Source organism: Virgibacillus sp. DJP39, assembly GCF_049310925.1.
Taxonomy (GTDB): domain Bacteria; phylum Bacillota; class Bacilli; order Bacillales; family Amphibacillaceae; genus Virgibacillus_F.
In genome coordinates, this window is record NZ_JBMERP010000004.1 from 88,873 (window position 1) to 106,214 (window position 17,342).

Annotated in this window: 20 protein-coding genes; all 20 read left to right on the plus strand. The window is 36.6% G+C overall.

The annotated features are described in order from the left end of the window. Positions 1 to 98 precede the first annotated feature (98 nt). Entirely contained in the window at positions 99 to 1,232 is a 1,134-nt protein-coding gene (locus ACOI1D_RS02955; RefSeq protein ID WP_422499099.1) for a sensor histidine kinase, read from the plus strand. Between the two features lie 194 nt (positions 1,233 to 1,426). Further along, a complete protein-coding gene (locus tag ACOI1D_RS02960; RefSeq protein ID WP_422499160.1) occupies positions 1,427 to 2,119 on the plus strand; it encodes a response regulator in 693 nt (230 codons plus the stop codon). A gap of 213 nt (positions 2,120 to 2,332) precedes the next feature. Beyond that, on the plus strand, positions 2,333 to 3,175 hold the full coding sequence (locus tag ACOI1D_RS02965; RefSeq protein WP_422499100.1) for a DegV family protein: 843 nt from the start codon (positions 2,333 to 2,335) through the stop codon (positions 3,173 to 3,175). A 426-nt stretch (positions 3,176 to 3,601) separates the two neighbouring features. Then, on the plus strand, positions 3,602 to 4,747 hold the full coding sequence (locus ACOI1D_RS02970; RefSeq protein ID WP_422499101.1) for a DEAD/DEAH box helicase: 1,146 nt from the start codon (positions 3,602 to 3,604) through the stop codon (positions 4,745 to 4,747). Between the two features lies 1 nt (position 4,748). Further along, a complete protein-coding gene (locus ACOI1D_RS02975) occupies positions 4,749 to 5,432 on the plus strand; it encodes a phosphoribosyltransferase family protein (protein WP_422499103.1) in 684 nt (227 codons plus the stop codon). Positions 5,433 to 5,471: 39 nt separating this feature from the next. Beyond that, the gene (locus ACOI1D_RS02980; RefSeq protein WP_422499105.1) at positions 5,472 to 5,888 is read left to right on the plus strand and encodes a TIGR03826 family flagellar region protein; all 417 of its coding nucleotides are present in this window, start codon (positions 5,472 to 5,474) and stop codon (positions 5,886 to 5,888) included. Positions 5,889 to 5,985: 97 nt separating this feature from the next. Continuing rightward, positions 5,986 to 6,249: a flagellar biosynthesis anti-sigma factor FlgM gene (flgM, locus tag ACOI1D_RS02985; protein ID WP_422499106.1), complete on the plus strand. Its 264-nt coding sequence runs from the start codon at positions 5,986 to 5,988 to the stop codon at positions 6,247 to 6,249. Positions 6,250 to 6,264: 15 nt separating this feature from the next. Next, on the plus strand, positions 6,265 to 6,756 hold the full coding sequence (locus ACOI1D_RS02990) for a flagellar protein FlgN (protein ID WP_422499108.1): 492 nt from the start codon (positions 6,265 to 6,267) through the stop codon (positions 6,754 to 6,756). Positions 6,757 to 6,822: 66 nt separating this feature from the next. Further along, the gene (gene flgK, locus ACOI1D_RS02995) at positions 6,823 to 8,367 is read left to right on the plus strand and encodes a flagellar hook-associated protein FlgK (protein ID WP_422499109.1); all 1,545 of its coding nucleotides are present in this window, start codon (positions 6,823 to 6,825) and stop codon (positions 8,365 to 8,367) included. Between the two features lie 9 nt (positions 8,368 to 8,376). Beyond that, positions 8,377 to 9,246 (plus strand): flagellar hook-associated protein FlgL, encoded by an 870-nt coding sequence (gene flgL, locus ACOI1D_RS03000; protein ID WP_422499110.1) that lies wholly within the window; start codon positions 8,377 to 8,379, stop codon positions 9,244 to 9,246. 83 nt (positions 9,247 to 9,329) lie between these two features. Next, complete coding sequence (locus ACOI1D_RS03005; protein WP_422499111.1) at positions 9,330 to 9,899, plus strand: DUF6470 family protein; 570 nt, start codon at positions 9,330 to 9,332, stop codon at positions 9,897 to 9,899. A 47-nt stretch (positions 9,900 to 9,946) separates the two neighbouring features. Next, positions 9,947 to 10,396 (plus strand): flagellar assembly protein FliW, encoded by a 450-nt coding sequence (gene fliW / locus ACOI1D_RS03010; RefSeq protein WP_422499113.1) that lies wholly within the window; start codon positions 9,947 to 9,949, stop codon positions 10,394 to 10,396. 1 nt (position 10,397) lies between these two features. Further along, positions 10,398 to 10,619 (plus strand): carbon storage regulator CsrA, encoded by a 222-nt coding sequence (gene csrA / locus ACOI1D_RS03015; protein ID WP_422499115.1) that lies wholly within the window; start codon positions 10,398 to 10,400, stop codon positions 10,617 to 10,619. 63 nt (positions 10,620 to 10,682) lie between these two features. After that, entirely contained in the window at positions 10,683 to 11,048 is a 366-nt protein-coding gene (gene flaG / locus ACOI1D_RS03020) for a flagellar protein FlaG (protein ID WP_422499117.1), read from the plus strand. Between the two features lie 14 nt (positions 11,049 to 11,062). Beyond that, positions 11,063 to 12,568: a flagellar hook-associated protein 2 gene (locus ACOI1D_RS03025; RefSeq protein WP_422499118.1), complete on the plus strand. Its 1,506-nt coding sequence runs from the start codon at positions 11,063 to 11,065 to the stop codon at positions 12,566 to 12,568. 36 nt (positions 12,569 to 12,604) lie between these two features. After that, entirely contained in the window at positions 12,605 to 13,006 is a 402-nt protein-coding gene (fliS, locus tag ACOI1D_RS03030) for a flagellar export chaperone FliS (RefSeq protein WP_422499120.1), read from the plus strand. Further along, positions 13,006 to 13,359 carry a flagellar protein FliT gene (locus tag ACOI1D_RS03035; RefSeq protein WP_422499121.1) on the plus strand — a complete coding sequence of 118 codons (354 nt, stop codon included), beginning with the start codon at positions 13,006 to 13,008 and terminating at the stop codon, positions 13,357 to 13,359. Before fliS ends, ACOI1D_RS03035 begins: the two co-directional genes overlap by 1 nt. Before the next feature lie 157 nt (positions 13,360 to 13,516). After that, positions 13,517 to 14,068 carry a ribosome hibernation-promoting factor, HPF/YfiA family gene (gene hpf, locus ACOI1D_RS03040; protein ID WP_422499122.1) on the plus strand — a complete coding sequence of 184 codons (552 nt, stop codon included), beginning with the start codon at positions 13,517 to 13,519 and terminating at the stop codon, positions 14,066 to 14,068. A gap of 339 nt (positions 14,069 to 14,407) precedes the next feature. Further along, positions 14,408 to 14,572, plus strand: coding sequence for a hypothetical protein (locus tag ACOI1D_RS03045; protein ID WP_422499123.1), 165 nt, complete (start codon positions 14,408 to 14,410; stop codon positions 14,570 to 14,572). 203 nt (positions 14,573 to 14,775) lie between these two features. Further along, positions 14,776 to 17,283 carry a preprotein translocase subunit SecA gene (gene secA / locus ACOI1D_RS03050; RefSeq protein WP_422499124.1) on the plus strand — a complete coding sequence of 836 codons (2,508 nt, stop codon included), beginning with the start codon at positions 14,776 to 14,778 and terminating at the stop codon, positions 17,281 to 17,283. The last annotated feature ends 59 nt before the right edge of the window (positions 17,284 to 17,342 follow it).

The window sequence follows — 17,342 nt, forward strand, 5'->3', positions numbered from 1 at the left end:
TTTGCACCAGTATAATGAATAATATTCCATTATATAAGCTAAAAGACCCTACTAAAATAGTTTAAGAAGTCGAAATATATAATAGGTTGGTGAGTTATATGGTGAAAACATCCGAAAACGCATTGGAAGGCATTATTGATGAAATGGTTGAGGTTGTTGAGAATAGCAAAGATGAGATTTTCAACATCAGCGAAGAATCTAGGAAGGAGTATGAGCTTCTTACACATGAATTACTAGATACAAAGAATCGCGTAATTGAACACATCAATAGTGGAGACAAGCTAGAACAAAAGGTACGGTTTTCAAGGAAGAAGCTTTTAGAGGTTAGTAAATACTTTGAGCGCTATTCTGAGTCAGAAATCCGTCAAGTCTATGAAAATACACACACCATGCAAACCGATCTCGCTATGCTTCAGCACCAGGAAAAAGCATTACGGGAAAGACGTGATGATTTGGAGCGACGGCTGCTTGTGTTAGATCAGACAATTGAACGTGCTGAGGGATTAGCTGGTAAAATTTCTGTGATCCTTACGTATTTAAATGATGATTTTAAGAAAGTTAATGAATTGATAGAAGACGCAAAAGAAAAACATGAATTTGGTCTGAAAATTATTGAGGCACAGGAAGAAGAACGTAGAAAAATTTCCAGGGAGATTCATGATGGCCCTGCACAAATGCTTGCGAATATTCTCCTGCGATCTGAAATTGTCGATCGAACATTTCGTGAAGGTGATATGGAACATGTCAGACGGGAAATCAGTAGCATGCGTAAGATGATCCGGTCATCACTGTATGAGGTGCGAAGAATAATTTATGATTTACGACCAATGGCACTGGATGATTTAGGATTGGTACCAACACTAAAAAAATATATAGCCAACGTCGCAGAATACACAGGGCTTAATATTGAATTTATACCTATTGGTAACGAAGATCGTTTTAATCAAAAATATGAAGTAGCATTTTTTAGGCTTGTTCAGGAATCAGTTCAAAATTCGATTAAACATGCGGAAGCAACAGATATAGTTGTTAAACTGGAAATCAAAACTAACCATATTGTTATGATTGTCAAGGACAATGGGCACGGTTTTGACCCAAGCGTTAAGAGTGAAAACTCATTTGGTCTGATTGGAATGCGTGAAAGAGTAGACATGCTGGAAGGCACGCTAAAAATAAATTCTATTATAGGCGAAGGTACTAGTGTTTTTATTAGTGTTCCATATAAAGATTAGATTACACTATGGTAATTTCTCTGTTATTAGTGTAATCTGAATTGTGAAACTTAGGAAAGTTATGAAATAATTCCTAAGTAATAAAAGAAACGTTATGATATTAAATAAGTAACGATAGAAATAGACTAGTGTAATCATCTATGTAATAGGGGAATTTAAAAATAGATAAAATTGTAGGAGGACCAATGAAAATGATGTTGAAAAAGGATCTTACAAAAATAGTACTAATAGATGATCACAAACTCTTTCGTGAGGGAGTTAAACGTATACTGGAGTTCGAAACTTCTTTTGAAGTATTAGCAGAAGGTGATGATGGAAATGTTGCAGCAGAACTTGTGGCAAAGCACAAGCCTGATGTGGTGTTAATGGATATTAACATGCCGCACACAAACGGTATTCAGGCTACAGCAAATCTGGTAAGGAATCATCCGGATACTAGTGTTATCATTCTATCCATTCACGATGATGAAAGTTATGTAACACACGCTCTGAAAACAGGTGCACAGGGATATCTATTAAAAGAAATGGATTCTGATTCGCTTATTGAAGCAATTAAGGTTGTAAGTGAAGGTGGATCGTATTTACATCCGAGAGTAACACATAATTTAGTTCAGGAATTTCGGAGACTTTCAAAAGAAACTTCTTCCAATCATGTTAACTTAGGAGTTAATTATCGTAAGCCACTGCACCTGTTGACTCGCAGGGAATGTGAAGTATTGCAATTACTTGCTGAAGGTAAAAGTAACCGTGGAGTTGCTGATTCGTTGTATATAAGTGAAAAAACAGTGAAAAACCATGTTAGTAATATACTTCAAAAGATGAATGTTAATGATCGAACGCAAGCAGTGGTAGCGGCAATTCGTAAAGGATGGGTCGAACTAGAATAACAGTTTATCAAATGAAACATTGGATTTGTTCCTCGTTTATTTGCATGTGCCTTGACCTCGATGTCAGGGCATATTTTTAACTTGTTTTGTTTGTATGATGTTTTTTTTAAACGGTTCATGTAAACTATAGTGAAGTGCTGGGTGGATTTGTCAGCGTGGTCCTTGGTCCTGTCTATCATTATAGGTAGTACCAAACTTAGGAGTGAATTATAAATGAAAATTGCTGTTATGACAGACAGTACAGCATATATTCCAAAGCAATTACGGGAAAATGAATCGATACATATGGTTCCATTAAGTGTTGTTTTTGGAGAAGTGCCTTATCAAGAAGAAGTTGATCTAACAACAGAAGAATTTTATACAATGGTTAAGAATGCTGACAGTCTTCCAAAGACGTCACAACCTTCTATTGGATATGTTGTCGAAAAGTTTGAAGAACTTGCTGCCGATTATGACGCTGTTGTGACAGTACACCTGTCAAGCGGCATAAGTGGAACTTACCAGGCAGTGGTGAGCGCCAGTAAAATGGTAGAAGGTATTACGGTATACCCATTTGATTCTGAAATCAGTTGTCTGCCACAAGGATTTTATGCGTTAGAAGCAGCCAGGATGGCAAGAGACAACCAAACTCCAGAAGCAATTATTGAACGTCTAAAGCAGATGAAAATGGTAGTGCGCGCTTATTTTATGGTGGATGATCTTAGTCATTTACAGCGCGGAGGTAGACTGAATGGTGCGCAGGTACTTGTTGGCAGCTTATTCCAAGTTAAGCCTATTCTACATTTTGTCAACAAAAAAATTGTTCCATTTGAAAAAATACGAACCCGTAAAAAAGCTTTAAATCGACTGATCGAATTACTTGAAGAAGACGTAAAAAAAGGTGAAAAACTCAAGGTTGCAGTTATTCATGGTAATTGTGAAGATGTTGCAATTGATCTTAAAAAGAGCTTAGAAGAAAAATATGACTCAATAGAATGTCATATCAGCTATTTTGGTCCGGTAATTGGTACTCATTTGGGCCAGGGTGCAATTGGAATAGGATGGTATCCATTATAAAACCTGGCTTATCTCCAAACTTGAATGGTGAAAACCCTAGTTGTACTTATGCAGAAAGAAAGTTTTATGCTTTCTTTACTGCCTATAAAAAAATCTCATGGAGCCATCCCCATTTGGTGGCTTTGTATTAAAGTTAGATAGGAGAGAAATTGTTTGAACAATACCTCAATAGAAGCCCCATATATAGATTTTGAACTCTCCAGCCGTTACGCTGGGAAACTGCTGCTCCGCAATGAAATTCATATAGAAGAAGATTATTTTCAATACTTACTATCAAAAATGCAATTTACCCCTTTGCCATCTATCCTAAAAAAATTCCGATTACCTGTTTGTCTACGGTGCAACAACAAAAAACAATCATTGTTTGGAACGCTGCCATGTCAAAATTGCAACAAACCTCATTTGTACTGCCGTAAATGCATTGAAATGGGTAGAGTCCTAGAATGTGAACCACTTTATAGCTGGTCTGGGATTGATCCTGTTTGGTCAAGCCATAGTAACCCCTGCACCTGGAACGGCGAGCTGACAGAACGGCAAAAATTGGCCAGTAATAGAATTTCAGTTGCAGTATCAAATCAGGAAAAAGAGCTTTTGGTTTGGGCTGTCTGTGGTGCTGGGAAAACGGAAATGCTTTATGAGGCAATTAACAGTGCACTAAAGGAAGGTAAGCGAGTTTGTTTAGCAACACCACGGGCGGATGTCGTACGTGAGTTATTGCCGCGCTTTCGCCAAGCCTTTTCCACCATCCATATTCAGGGTTTATATGGTGGGAGTAAAGATAACGATGGTACCGCACAACTTATTTTAACAACAACACATCAATTACTTCGCTATCAGGCTGCTTTTGATGTGATGATTATTGATGAAGTTGATGCATTTCCATTTCATGCAGACCCTTCGCTACCATACGCAACAAACAGAGCTCAAAAGGATAAGAGTACAACCATCTATTTGACAGCTACTCCTCGAAAACATCACCGAAAACAGATAAGCCGAAAAAGATTGCCACATATTTTCGTTCCTGTTCGATTTCATGGTAATCCCCTACCAGTACCTTCTATGAAAATGTGTCTAACACTCCATAAAGGATTAGCAAACTATTATCCTCCTACTTCTTTTTTCACCTGGTTAAAAACAAGGAAAGTTTCAAATCGCCAAGTCTTAGTTTTTGTACCAACAATAAATCTAGCATCGAAAATGAAACTTACAATTGAACGCGACCTTTTGAACTTAGGTACCATAACGCGCTCAGATGAGCTAGTTACCGTGCATGCCAGTGATGCTGATCGAGAAAAAAAGGTTAGTCAATTTCGTAACAAAGAAATCACCGTTTTAATCACAACAACTATCTTAGAGCGTGGCGTTACTTTTCCTTCTGTTGATGTTGCAGTGATTGATGCTGGCCATGAAGTCTTTGATGAAGCTGCCCTTGTTCAAATTTCCGGTAGGGCTGGAAGGAGTATTGAAGATCCAAGTGGTGAAGTGATATTTTTCCATAGCGGTAAAACGAATGCAATGGTTCAGGCGATAGAATCAATTAAGTCTATGAACAAACGGGGAGGTTTTCACTAATATGTACTGTTTATGGTGCGATGAAGAAATTATTTCAACCGTAACCTGGAGTAACTTTTTACTGTTACCATCTCAGAAAAAAATTTGCTCTAACTGTGCAGATGGTTTGGAAATCATCGGTGGGTCACGCTGTTCAGTTTGTAGTAGGTCATGTGAAGATGCCACTTGCCCCGATTGTGTGAAGTGGGAAAGCTTATTTGTTGGTGGGGACACGCTCACTAAAAACTATTCCATTTACTCCTATAATCCTGCAATACAAGCTATTGTTACAAAATGGAAATACCGTGGTGATTATTGCCTCGGTGAACTATTTCAACAGACAATTAGGCAGACCTTTGCTAAAGAATTTGGCACACTCCCCAGCAATTCAATTTTAGTTCCAATTCCCTTAAGCCAGGAAAGAATGAAGGAGCGGGGGTTTAATCAAGCCAAAATACTATCTGATTTCCTGCCACTTAAAACAAGAGACGTACTTACACGTATTCACGGTGAAAAACAATCAAAAAAAACACGATTTGAACGAATCACAGCACAAAATCCTTTTTTTCTAAATGAAACTGTTAAAAAAACCGTTATTCTTGTCGATGATATATATACAACGGGTACAACTTTACGGCATGCAGCAAGTCTTTTACTGGAAAATGGTTGTCCCGAGGTCTATGCTTTGACATTAATTAGGGGATAGAGACTATATGATATACTAGATAAAATGAGGGAAACGATTATGGGCGAATTAGCAAATTGCAAAGTATGTAATGGACTTTTTTTAAAAACATTACGAGACATATGTAAAGATTGTTATGAAAAAGAAGAAACTGCCTTTAAAACGGTTAGTGGTTTCTTACGGATGAAAAAAAACCGTGAGGCAACAATGGTAGAGGTTGTGGAAGAAACCGGGGTAAGTGGAGATTTAATTAAAAAATTCATTAAAGAAAAAAGACTTTTGACTTCTCAATTTCCGAAACTTGGTTATCCCTGTGAAACATGTGGAACTAGTATTAAGTCCGGCAAAATCTGTTCTACATGTTCTGAAGAATTATTACGGGATTTAGATAGTGAAGAGCGTGAAGCAGAGCGGGTAAAGCGTTTGAAGGAAAAAGAAACATCAAAAGCAGCATATTATTCTTTTAAAAAGGACTAGAAAGACTTTACTTTTATATAATTTAACCGATATAAATAATAAGAAGAAGGTAGACCGGTATATAACAGAAAGTCAATACACAAAGAGGTGAGTAATAATGAAAATACAAGGTTCGAATCACACAAATTTTAACCCATATAAACAGCAGGCTCAGAAGCATAACGGTGTGAGTAAGGAAATCAGTCAGAAAGACCAGCTGCAAATTTCCAGTCAGGCTAAACAACTACAGGGAAATGAAAAGCCCAGTAGTGAGCGTGCATCACATATACAGGAAATCAAAAAAGCTGTAGACTCGGGTGAGTACAAAGTTAATCATGAAAAAACAGCGGAAAAAATGATTGCATTTTGGAATAAACGCTAACAAGGAGGGCGAGATATGTCCCTACAGTCAATTATTAATACGTTGGAAAAGCTTGTTATGATTCATGATAGCCTTTTATCAATTTCAGAACAAAAGACAAAGGCGATTAAAGAAGGTAATACGGATAGCTTGCAACCATTAATTGTTAAAGAAAGTAAACATATACAAGCACTGGAACAGGTGGAAGCAATTCGTCAGAAAGAAGTTAAGAATTGGTTTGAAACAAACAATTTGCAAACCGAGGATCATACTATTACGAGAATGCTCGAAAAGACAGTAGATAATGAAAAACAAAAAGCGGTCGCGGAAGTAATTACCCGGCTGACAAAAGTCGTTACTGACTTGAAACAGCAAGAGCAATTAAATAAATCACTTATTCAACAGTCATTGCAATTTGTTGAACTATCAATAGATATGATGAATCCCTCCATAAGTAACTTAAATTACGGCAACAAAAAAGAAACAGAATCATCGTTGAAACGGTCGGTGTTTGATTCTAAAGCATAATAAGGTTATGAAAATTCAGTCCACTAGCTAGGGGATTTCCGTATTTTGTAAAGAGGAGATAAGATAATGAGTACTTTTCACGGACTAGAGATGGCCAAGCAAGCTCTATTTGCTCAACAATCTGCGTTGTATACGACAGGTCATAATATTGCAAATGCAAATACAGAGGGATATACAAGGCAACGTGTTAATTTTGAAACAACTTCACCATTCCCAACTGCTTCAAGAAATAGACCTGAAATTCCAGGCCAGATGGGAACTGGTGTTGAGGTTGGAACAGTACAACGCATTCGTAATAAATTTTTAGACTACCAATTTCGTACGGAAAACAGTAAGGCTGGTTATTGGCAAACGAAGGCGGATTCTATCGCTCATATGGAAAGTTTAATGAATGAACCTTCTGAAAATGGACTCGCCAAAACGATGGATCAGTTTTGGCAATCACTTCAGGACCTTTCGGTAAACCCAAAGAATTCAGGTGCCAGGTCTGTTGTTGCGCAAAGAGGACAAGCTGTTGCTGAAAGCTTTAATTATTTATCTAGTTCATTAAGCTCCATGCGGACTGACATAAAGAAGCAAATTGATGTCACCGTGAAGGATGCAAATTCTATATTGTCTCAAGTAAACGAAATCAATAAACAAATTCAACAAATTGAACCACACGGTTATTTAGCTAATGATTTGTATGATGAACGTGACCGCTTAATTGATGAGCTGTCAGGTATTGTAAATATCAAGGTTACGTACACCAAAAGTGGTGAAAGCTCACCTGCCATAGCAGATGGCCTGGCCACAATTGAGTTGGTGAATGACAAAGGTAAAGGGTTAGGTATTAATTTAGTTGCTGGGGAAGCCGGTGAATTTACAGAATTAAAAGTTAATTATTCGGGTGATACCAATAAAGGACGTGCTGTTTCCTCGATTACTGTTGGTGGTCAAGCAATTCAACCAGAAGACTTTACTTCCAATGGATCCCTTAAAGGGTTTATTGAATCATATGGATATGAAGATGCAGATGGTTCCATTAAAGGTACATACCCAGACATGATTGCTAATTTGGACAAAATGGCATTTGAATTTGCCGAAGCATTTAATGATGCTCATAACGATGGACAGGACCTAGAGGGTAATATTGGCGGTAAGTTTTTTGTAGGTGCTGGGAACCCTGCGGCAACAACACCTGAAGAAGAGTATTTTGGGGCAGCGGCATCTATTAAGGTTGCTTCTGCTGTTCTTGGCGACCCTGACTTAATTGCTGCTAGTGGGAATGGAGATCTTGGAAGTGGAACTAATGCTAATAAACTGGCTGATGTATTCGAGAACCCTTTAGATGGGTTAGGTGAGAATACATCAGTAAAAACTTTCTATGAATCATTAATTGGTGAACTAGGCGTTAATGCCCAAGAGGCTAATAGAATGGCAGGGAATACGGTTATATTAAAATCACAGGTTGAAAATCAAAGAATGTCCGTAAGCTCTGTTTCTTTAGATGAAGAAATGTCTAATATGATTAAATATCAACATGCATATAATGCTGCGGCACGTAGTTTAACTGCTGTAGATGAATTACTAGATCGGATTATCAATAACATGGGCCTCGTAGGAAGGTAGGGTAAAATTATGCGAATAACTCAAGGAATGTTATCTAACAATATGCTGAGAAACCTTTCCAGTAGCTATTCAAAACTAGGTACATATATGGACCAGTTATCATCAGGAAAAAAAATTAATAAACCATCTGATGACCCTGTTATAGCTATGAAGGGTATGAACTATCGCTCACAGGTAACAGAAGTGCAACAATACAAGCGCAATACCAATGAAGTTCACAACTGGATGGATAACTCTGATGCAGCACTAGATAAAGCAACGCAAGCTTTACAAAAGATGCGTGAGCTAGCGGTACAGGCTAGTAATGATACGTACGGTTCTGAGGAACGTAAGAATATCATGAGTGAAGTTAAGCAACTAAAAGAACATATTATTGATATCGCTAATACACAGGTTAACGGGAAGTTTATCTTTAATGGAACAAAAACTGATGAAAAGCCTATTGACAATCCACCGTTTGGAATTGATACAGTTTCCCCGGTGAAGATTGAGGTTTCCAGCAATACAAAATTACAGGCAAATGTCGATGGTGCAGAAGTATTTGGACAGGATTTGTTCACAAACATGGATAATTTTATTAATGCTCTCGATACTAACAATCAGTCTGAAATTGAAGCAAGTATTGGTACTGTTGATGATAATATTGACAAAGTGATTAATACAAGAGCTGATCTTGGTGCCAGAATGAATCGACTCGAACTGATTGAAAACCGGTTAAGTTCGCAAGAGATAAATGCAAAACGAATGATGTCTAACAATGAAGATATTGATTATGAAAAGGTTATAACAGAGCTTACAGCACAGGAAAGTGTACATCGTGCAGCACTTTCTGCAGGGTCGCGTATTATCCAACCAACTTTATTAGACTTTTTACGATAAGTTTTAGTTCGTAGCCCTAACCACTTTTTAATGGTGGGTTAGGGCTATATTTATCCTTATTCACGTTGAAGGAAGGGGTTTTTATGCAGTTACCTCAAATACGAATGCAGTCGCAAATGGCTCAGATTAACATCCTCCAAACTAATGCAAGTCAAGAGATACAACAGCCTAAAGCATCTTTATCGATTGAGCAACCAAAAGCAAAAGTGACCATTCAAACGACTCCCTCAAAGCTTCAAATCGATCAGACTAGGGCGTGGGAGGATATGAATTTAATGCACATTTTTAAACGAATTGAAAAATATGCAAATGAAGGAATTCAAGGTGCTCATGAAGGAACAGCCAGACGCGTTCAACAAGGTGATGCTTTAATGAGAATTGAAAATAAAGGTAACCCCATTTCAAGCCAGGCTGTTCAAAATGGATTTGATCATATGAAAAAGTTGGGTATTAAGTTTATCCCGTCTATGTTTGCTGTAAAGATAGATTATCAGCCTTCCAGATTATCTATTGATGTAAAGGTCAATAAGCCAATCATTCGTGCGGAGGCACATCAACCAAACTATCAATTTACTCCAGGTAATGTTGAGATTGGTATAAGAAACTATCAGAGTTTAAAGATTGACTTTGAAAACCTGTTTTCCCAAGAATAATTCACAAGTAATATATAAAATGATTTATAAGGGATGGTAAGTAAAAAATGAAAATTCAAACAAAGTATGTAGGTGAAGTGGAAATAAATGTAGAGCAAATTATTAACTTCGCTAGTGGAATACCTGGGTTTATTAACGAAACAAAGTTCACTTTACTGGATTTACCGGGAAATCCAGTATTTCAAATTCTTCAATCTGTTTCTACTCCAGAAGTTGCCTTTGTGGTAGCGAACCCTTATCACTTTTATGTTGACTATGCATTTGAACTTGATACAAATGTAAAGGAAAGTCTGGCAATTAGAAATGAAAAGGATGTGGTTGTACTCTCGATTGTTACTTTACAGGATCCATTCGAAACAAGCACACTAAATCTAAAAGCACCAATTATTATTAATCATACTAGTAAACGTGGAAAGCAATATATTTTAAATCAGGAAGACTATTCCGCAAAATCATCTATTACACAAACTAATACCTCTAAAGTGAGGGGAGTTTAGTATGTTAGTTCTGACTAGAAAACTTAATGAATCTATTCAAATCGGGGACGAAATTGAAGTTAAGGTGTTAGGGATAGAAGGAGATCAAATAAAGCTGGGAATTGCAGCGCCAAAATCAGTTGAAGTCCATCGAAAAGAAGTATACATAGATATCCAGGAACAAAATAGTGCAGCAGCAAATCTCCCGACAGATGTACTAGGTCTTATAGAAAAAAAAGAATAATTTAACAATTAGATTGCTAATGCCGATATAAAGGAAAATAGAGTTCGAGGAGTTGCTTGGGCAATGAAGATTGAAAATGTAGTGACTGGTTCACAACCCTTGCAAAGTGAAACAAACAACAAGCCTAATACGTCAGCAATTGAAGGAACCATAAAAAAACTCGAAATAAATAAAGAAATAGAACTTCATGATGAAAAGGTAATTAACAAAGAAGATATCGAAACAGTCATCTCGAAGCTAAATGAGTTTATTGAACCTATACATACCAATCTAAAGTTTGAATATCATGAAAAACTTAATGATTACTATGTAACTGTTGTAAACCCGCTTACGGACGAGGTGCTAAAGGAAATTCCCTCTAGGAAAATGCTTGATATGTACGCAGCTATGGCTGAATTTATGGGTTTACTAGTAGATGAGAAAATTTAAGGAGTTGAAAGCATATGCGCATAGGTGGACTAGCAACTGGTATGGATATTGATCAGCTCGTAGGTAAATTAATGAAAGCTGAGAGAATGCCATTAGATCGTATGGAACAGGATAGAACAATACTTACCTGGAAACGTGATGCATACCGTACTATTAACAAGGCACTTTTAGAATTAGAAAATATGACATTAAAAATGGAACTAGGCTCAACTTACAATACAAAGTCTGTAAGCTCTACCCAAGAAAATGCTGTTACTGCAACAGGCACGCCAACAGCTTCTAACGGTGTATATAATATTGAGGTTACACAGCTGGCAAAGTCAGCAATTAATGTTGGGGGAGTTATTGGCAGTAATATTGATCAAAGTGCAACACTAGAATCACAGTTTGGTACTGGAGTTCCTACAGGAGACTTTGAGTTTTACACGTATAAAGAGGATGGTACAAAAGACACACATACATTTTCAGTTAGTGCAGATGATACTTTAAATGATGTTCTAGGAAGAATTACAGAGGCAGATAACAATGTCCGTGCATTTTTCGACCCACAGTCACAGAAGGTTGTCTTGGAAACAACACGGACAGGAGATTATAATAAATCTACTGAGTTTGCCGGTGCAGAAATTGGGTTTAATTCAACTGCAAATTCATTTTTCACGGATACTTTAAAGCTTACAGCCGATGGAACTCAGGCTGGACAAGCTGGGCAAGACGCTGCATTTACTTATAACGGACAACTAGGTCTGACATCTAAGGATAACAATTATACCCTAAACGGAATCAATTTTGAGTTTAAAAATACTACAGTTGGTAGTGCTAAATTGACTGTCAATAACAATGTGGAAGCATCGTTTGAGTCAGTAATGAAATTTGTGGACAAGTACAATCAACTTGTCGAGGAATTAAATAAGACGCAACAAGATGAGATATATCGAGATTATAAGCCATTAACCGATGAACAAAAAGAGGCAATGTCAGAGGATGAAGCTGAACTTTGGGAAGAAAAAGCCAAAAGTGGTATCTTACGAAATGAATCAATTATCTCAAATGGAATGTATGCAATGCGACGGGACTGGTATGCGAATGTTGCTACAGGAGGGGATATTACTTCATTAACCCAAATCGGTATTACTACTTCTAGTGACTATAGAGATGGCGGAAAATTGGTAGTGAATGAGGCGGAATTAAAAAAGGCATTAACTGAAAATCCAGAGGGCGTACAAAAATTATTTTCAAATGATACAGAAGATGCAAGTAAGGGAATTGTTAACAGACTTGAGGACTCAATTGAATCAATAATGGGAAGAATTGAAGATCGTGCTGGTAAGGGTACAGATACGCTTGAAAATTATACATTAGGAAAACGAATGAAAGATCTAGACAGCCAAATAATGGATTTCGAGAGTAGATTAGCACGAGTAGAAAACCGTTATTGGAGCGAATTTACCGCAATGGAAAAAGCAATACAACGGATGAATCAACAGTCAGCCCAGCTAATGTCACAATTTGGTGGAGCTTAAGATTAAGGTAGAAGAGATTTTTTAAGGAGTGTATATATGTCTTTAAACAAGCAGTATCAAACCTATCAGGATAACGCCGTGAACACTGCATCTGGTCCAGAATTAACGATGATGCTTTATAATGGTTGCATCAAATTTATTAAACATGCAAAGAAAAGTATGAAGGAAAAAAATTATGAAGAAAAAAACGTAAATATACAGAAAGCACAAAAGATTATTCAGGAATTAATGTTAACAATGGATCGGGATATAGATATAACACATCAAATATTACCACTATACGAATATATGCTCCATCAATTAAAAGAAGGAAACATTAAAAATGATGAAGCCTTATTAGATGAAGCACTATCTTACACGATTGAATTTAGAGATACATGGAAAGAAGTCATTTTAAAAACTCGTCAAAATCAGTACGCACAAGGTGCAAAAGTTTAATGAGCAGTCTAGAAGAGTTGTACGAGATTACTATAGAGCTGGAAAATGTTTTAAAACAAACTGTTAGCTCGAAAAATCGTGAATCAGTAATCGAAAAAATTAATTTTCTGATTGAAAAAAGGGGAAGTTTAATGAATAGCATTAAACCTCCCTTCACAGAAGATGAAAAACTTATGGGAAGAAAACTTGTAAACATGAACGAAGTAATCCAAACGGAAATGACAGAAGTATTAAGTAACCTAAAGACAGAAATGAAGCAGATTAAGAAGCAAAAAAAGTCGAATCAGAACTATGTCAATCCTTATAAAAACGTCAAAACAATGGATGGCATGTTTATGGATAGTAAAAAATAGAGACCCTGGAACTAACTGGAGTTTCTATTTTTTTACTATCTTAAAAAAGATTTCGACAAAATCCTACATTAAATTTAAAAAATTATTTTGTTTAAGCAGGAATTAGACAGGGTATTGTAGAATAGTAAATACATAAGGATGAAAGGAGGACACTTTTATGAAATACAACATTCGTGGTGAAAATATTGAGGTGACGGGTGCAATTCGTGATTACGTACAAAAGAAAATAGGAAAGCTTGAACGCTATTTCGATACGCCTCCAACTTCAGATGTCCATGTTAATTTGAGTGTCTATAATGATGAGCAGAAAATTGAGGTAACAATTCCAATGACGAACTTATTGCTTCGCGCAGAGGAACAGCACATTGATCTATATGCTGCCATCGACCTTGTATTGGATAAGTTAGAAAGACAGATTCGTAAATATAAGACCAAAGTAAATCGCAGGTCTCGTCAAAATGGATCGGCAAAACATATTTTTGCTGACCTTGAAAAAGAGCAAGCAGATAATGAGTACGAGTCAGATGAAATAGAAATTGTAAAGACAAAACGGTTTAACCTGAAACCAATGGATTCAGAAGAAGCAGTAATGCAAATGGATATGCTGGGACATACATTTTATGTATTTACAAATGCAAATTCCAATGATACTAATGTAGTATATCGTCGCAAAGATGGACGGTATGGAATTATTGAACCAAACAGTTAATCAACAATTATTATGATAAAGCGACCCCGTTTTTAGGGGTCGCTTTTTTGGCATTAAATTTAATTTTAAAATTTATTAATTTCCCTTTTTCTTTTATAAAAGGATGGGTCTAACATAAGGGTATATAATCTTGTCGTGATTTGTCGAATGTTTTCCTAATTAATGATTCCGGATAGTAAAAAGTGTTCTATTTGATAGCAAAATTAAAGATTTTTTACAGAAAAGAGAGTTTTAGAGTGAAAAAATTGTCGAATGCTATCCCAATTTTAAAAAACGTTAGTTAGCCTGATTTATATATTCCATGGTATAAATATAGTATGAAAAAAGGGGGAGATGTTAGTGAGTGATCAAGGCAGTATTTCTTATGATTCTCTAGTAACAAAGGTAAGACAACAAGAAGAAACAATTGTACAGTTACTGGTTATAATTGCAGCAACAAATCGTAAAATATCTGATTTGATTGAACTGCAGGATCAGCGAAAACATTCTCTATCTCATTCTTAGTGTTCCTCGTGTTAGATGCTTCCAGTTTTATTTTTGTAGCCTCATACTTACCTCATAGTGAAGAGTAGCTCATCCTCGGGCTATTCTTTTATATTTCTATTAATATAGTGGGTAGTTGTCATACTTGTTTATATAATGTTATTATAAGTTGTGGATAAAAGTATATAAGAAGAGATTCCGAACAATATTGAGGAGCGTTAATTATGCCTGGATTATTAACTAAAATTTTTGGCGATGGCAACCAAAAACAACTTAACCGTTTACAAAAGGTAGTAAATGATATTGAAGCGTTAGAAACAGAGTATGAGAAGTTAACAGAGACAGATTTTCCTAAAAAAACCGAAGAATTTAAAGAAAGATATAGAAATGGTGAAAAATTAGACAGTATGATGGTTGAAGCGTATGCAGTTGTACGTGAGGCTTCAAAACGGGTATTAAAAATGCGCCCGTTTCCAGTACAGTTGATGGGAGCAGTTGCATTACACCAAGGTAATATAGCTGAGATGAAAACAGGTGAGGGTAAAACCCTTGCTTCAACCATGCCAGCATATTTAAATGCGATTTCTGGAAAAGGTGTTCATATCATCACTGTCAACGAATACCTTGCAGATCGTGATGCTAAAGAAATGGGAGAATTGTATAACTTTTTAGGGCTGACCGTAGGATTGAACGGGAATGGGCTAACAAAAGAAACAAAACGAGAAGCCTATTATTGTGACATTACGTACGGAACCAACAATGAATTTGGATTTGACTATTTGCGCGATAACATGGTCCTTTACAAAGAACAGATGGTACAGCGACCACTTAACTTTGCAATAATTGATGAAGTGGATTCTATTTTAATTGATGAAGCAAGAACACCATTAATTATATCCGGTAGTGCAGAGAAATCTGCCTCAATGTATCAGCAGGCAAATAGTTTTGTTGCAACTTTGCAAAATGAAAATGATTATACGTATGATATAAAAACAAAGGGTGTTCAGCTCACTGAAGAAGGAATTAACAAAGCTGAGCGTTATTTTGCTATTGAAAATTTATTCAATCTAAGTAATGTTTCATTAACACATCATATCAACCAAGCACTAAAAGCAAAGGCGTCTATGCACCGCGATACAGATTATGTAATTGAAGACGGAGAAGTTGTTATTGTTGACCAATTCACTGGACGTCTAATGAAAGGCCGTCGCTATAGTGATGGTTTACATCAGGCGATTGAAGCTAAGGAAGGTTTACAAATCCAAAACGAAAGTATGACATTAGCATCCATAACATTTCAGAACTTCTTTAGAATGTACCAGAAGTTGTCCGGTATGACGGGTACAGCAAAAACAGAAGAAGAAGAATTCCGCAGTATTTATGCAATGGATGTAATTAGCATCCCAACGAACCAACAAATTGTTCGTGAAGATAGAGCAGACTTAATCTATAAATCAATGGATGGAAAGTTCCGTGCGGTTGTAGAAAATATTAAAGAGCGCTATGAAAAAGGGCAACCTGTATTGGTTGGTACTGTAGCGGTTGAAACATCCGAGCTAATTTCACAGATGCTGAAAAAAGCTGGTGTGAAACATAATGTTCTAAACGCAAAAAATCATTTTCGTGAAGCAGAAATCATTGAAAATGCCGGTCAACCAGGATTCGTGACAATTGCCACAAATATGGCAGGGCGTGGTACAGATATTAAACTTGGACAAGGTGTAATTGAACGTGGTGGTTTAGCTGTAATAGGAACAGAGCGTCATGAATCCAGACGTATTGATAATCAGTTACGTGGTCGTTCCGGACGTCAAGGTGACCCAGGTATGACACAATTTTATTTATCAATGGAAGATGAATTAATGCGTCGATTTGGGTCAGATAACTTACGAAGCATGATGGAACGTCTCGGGATGGATGACACACAACCAATCGAGAGTAAAATGGTTTCACGGGCAGTGGAATCGGCACAAAAGCGTGTTGAAGGAAATAACTATGATGCACGTAAAAGTGTCTTGTCATATGATGATGTGCTGCGTCAGCAACGTGAAATTATATACAAGCAACGTTTTGATGTGATTGATTCGGAAAACCTTCGTGAGATCATTGAAGAGATGATGAAATCTACAATTGAACGCGTTGTAAAATCCCATATGTACGATGATGATGATGAAAATCAAGAGCTGTCTTCCGTCATTGACTATGTGCATGGTAACCTATTAGATTCTGATGACATTACTTTGTCTGATATTAAAGGTAAGGAATCAGATGAGATTATAGATGTTATTTTCGACAAGGTGAAAGTTAACTATGATAAAAAAGAAGAAGAATTAACCTCTGAACAAATGAGAGAGTTTGAAAAAGTAATACTTCTTCGTACGGTTGATTCAAAGTGGATGGATCATATTGATCAGATGGATCAGCTTAGACAAGGTATTCATTTACGTGCTTATGGACAAAATGACCCGTTACAAGAATATCAGGCAGAAGGCTTTGCGATGTTTGAACAAATGGTTATTACCATTGAAGAAGAAGTATCAAAATACGTAATGAAAGCGCAAATTAGAGAAAACCTTCAGCGCCAGGAGGTTGCCAAGAATACACAAGCAGTTTCAGGTGGAGATGACAAGAAAAAGTCTAAAAAACCATTTATAAAGAAAGAAAATATTGGCAGAAACGACCCTTGTCCTTGTGGCAGTGGTAAGAAGTATAAAAACTGTCACGGTAAATAATTGAGACACTCCCATCCATTGGGAGTGTCTTCGTTAAAGGGTATAATTTTCAGTAGAAC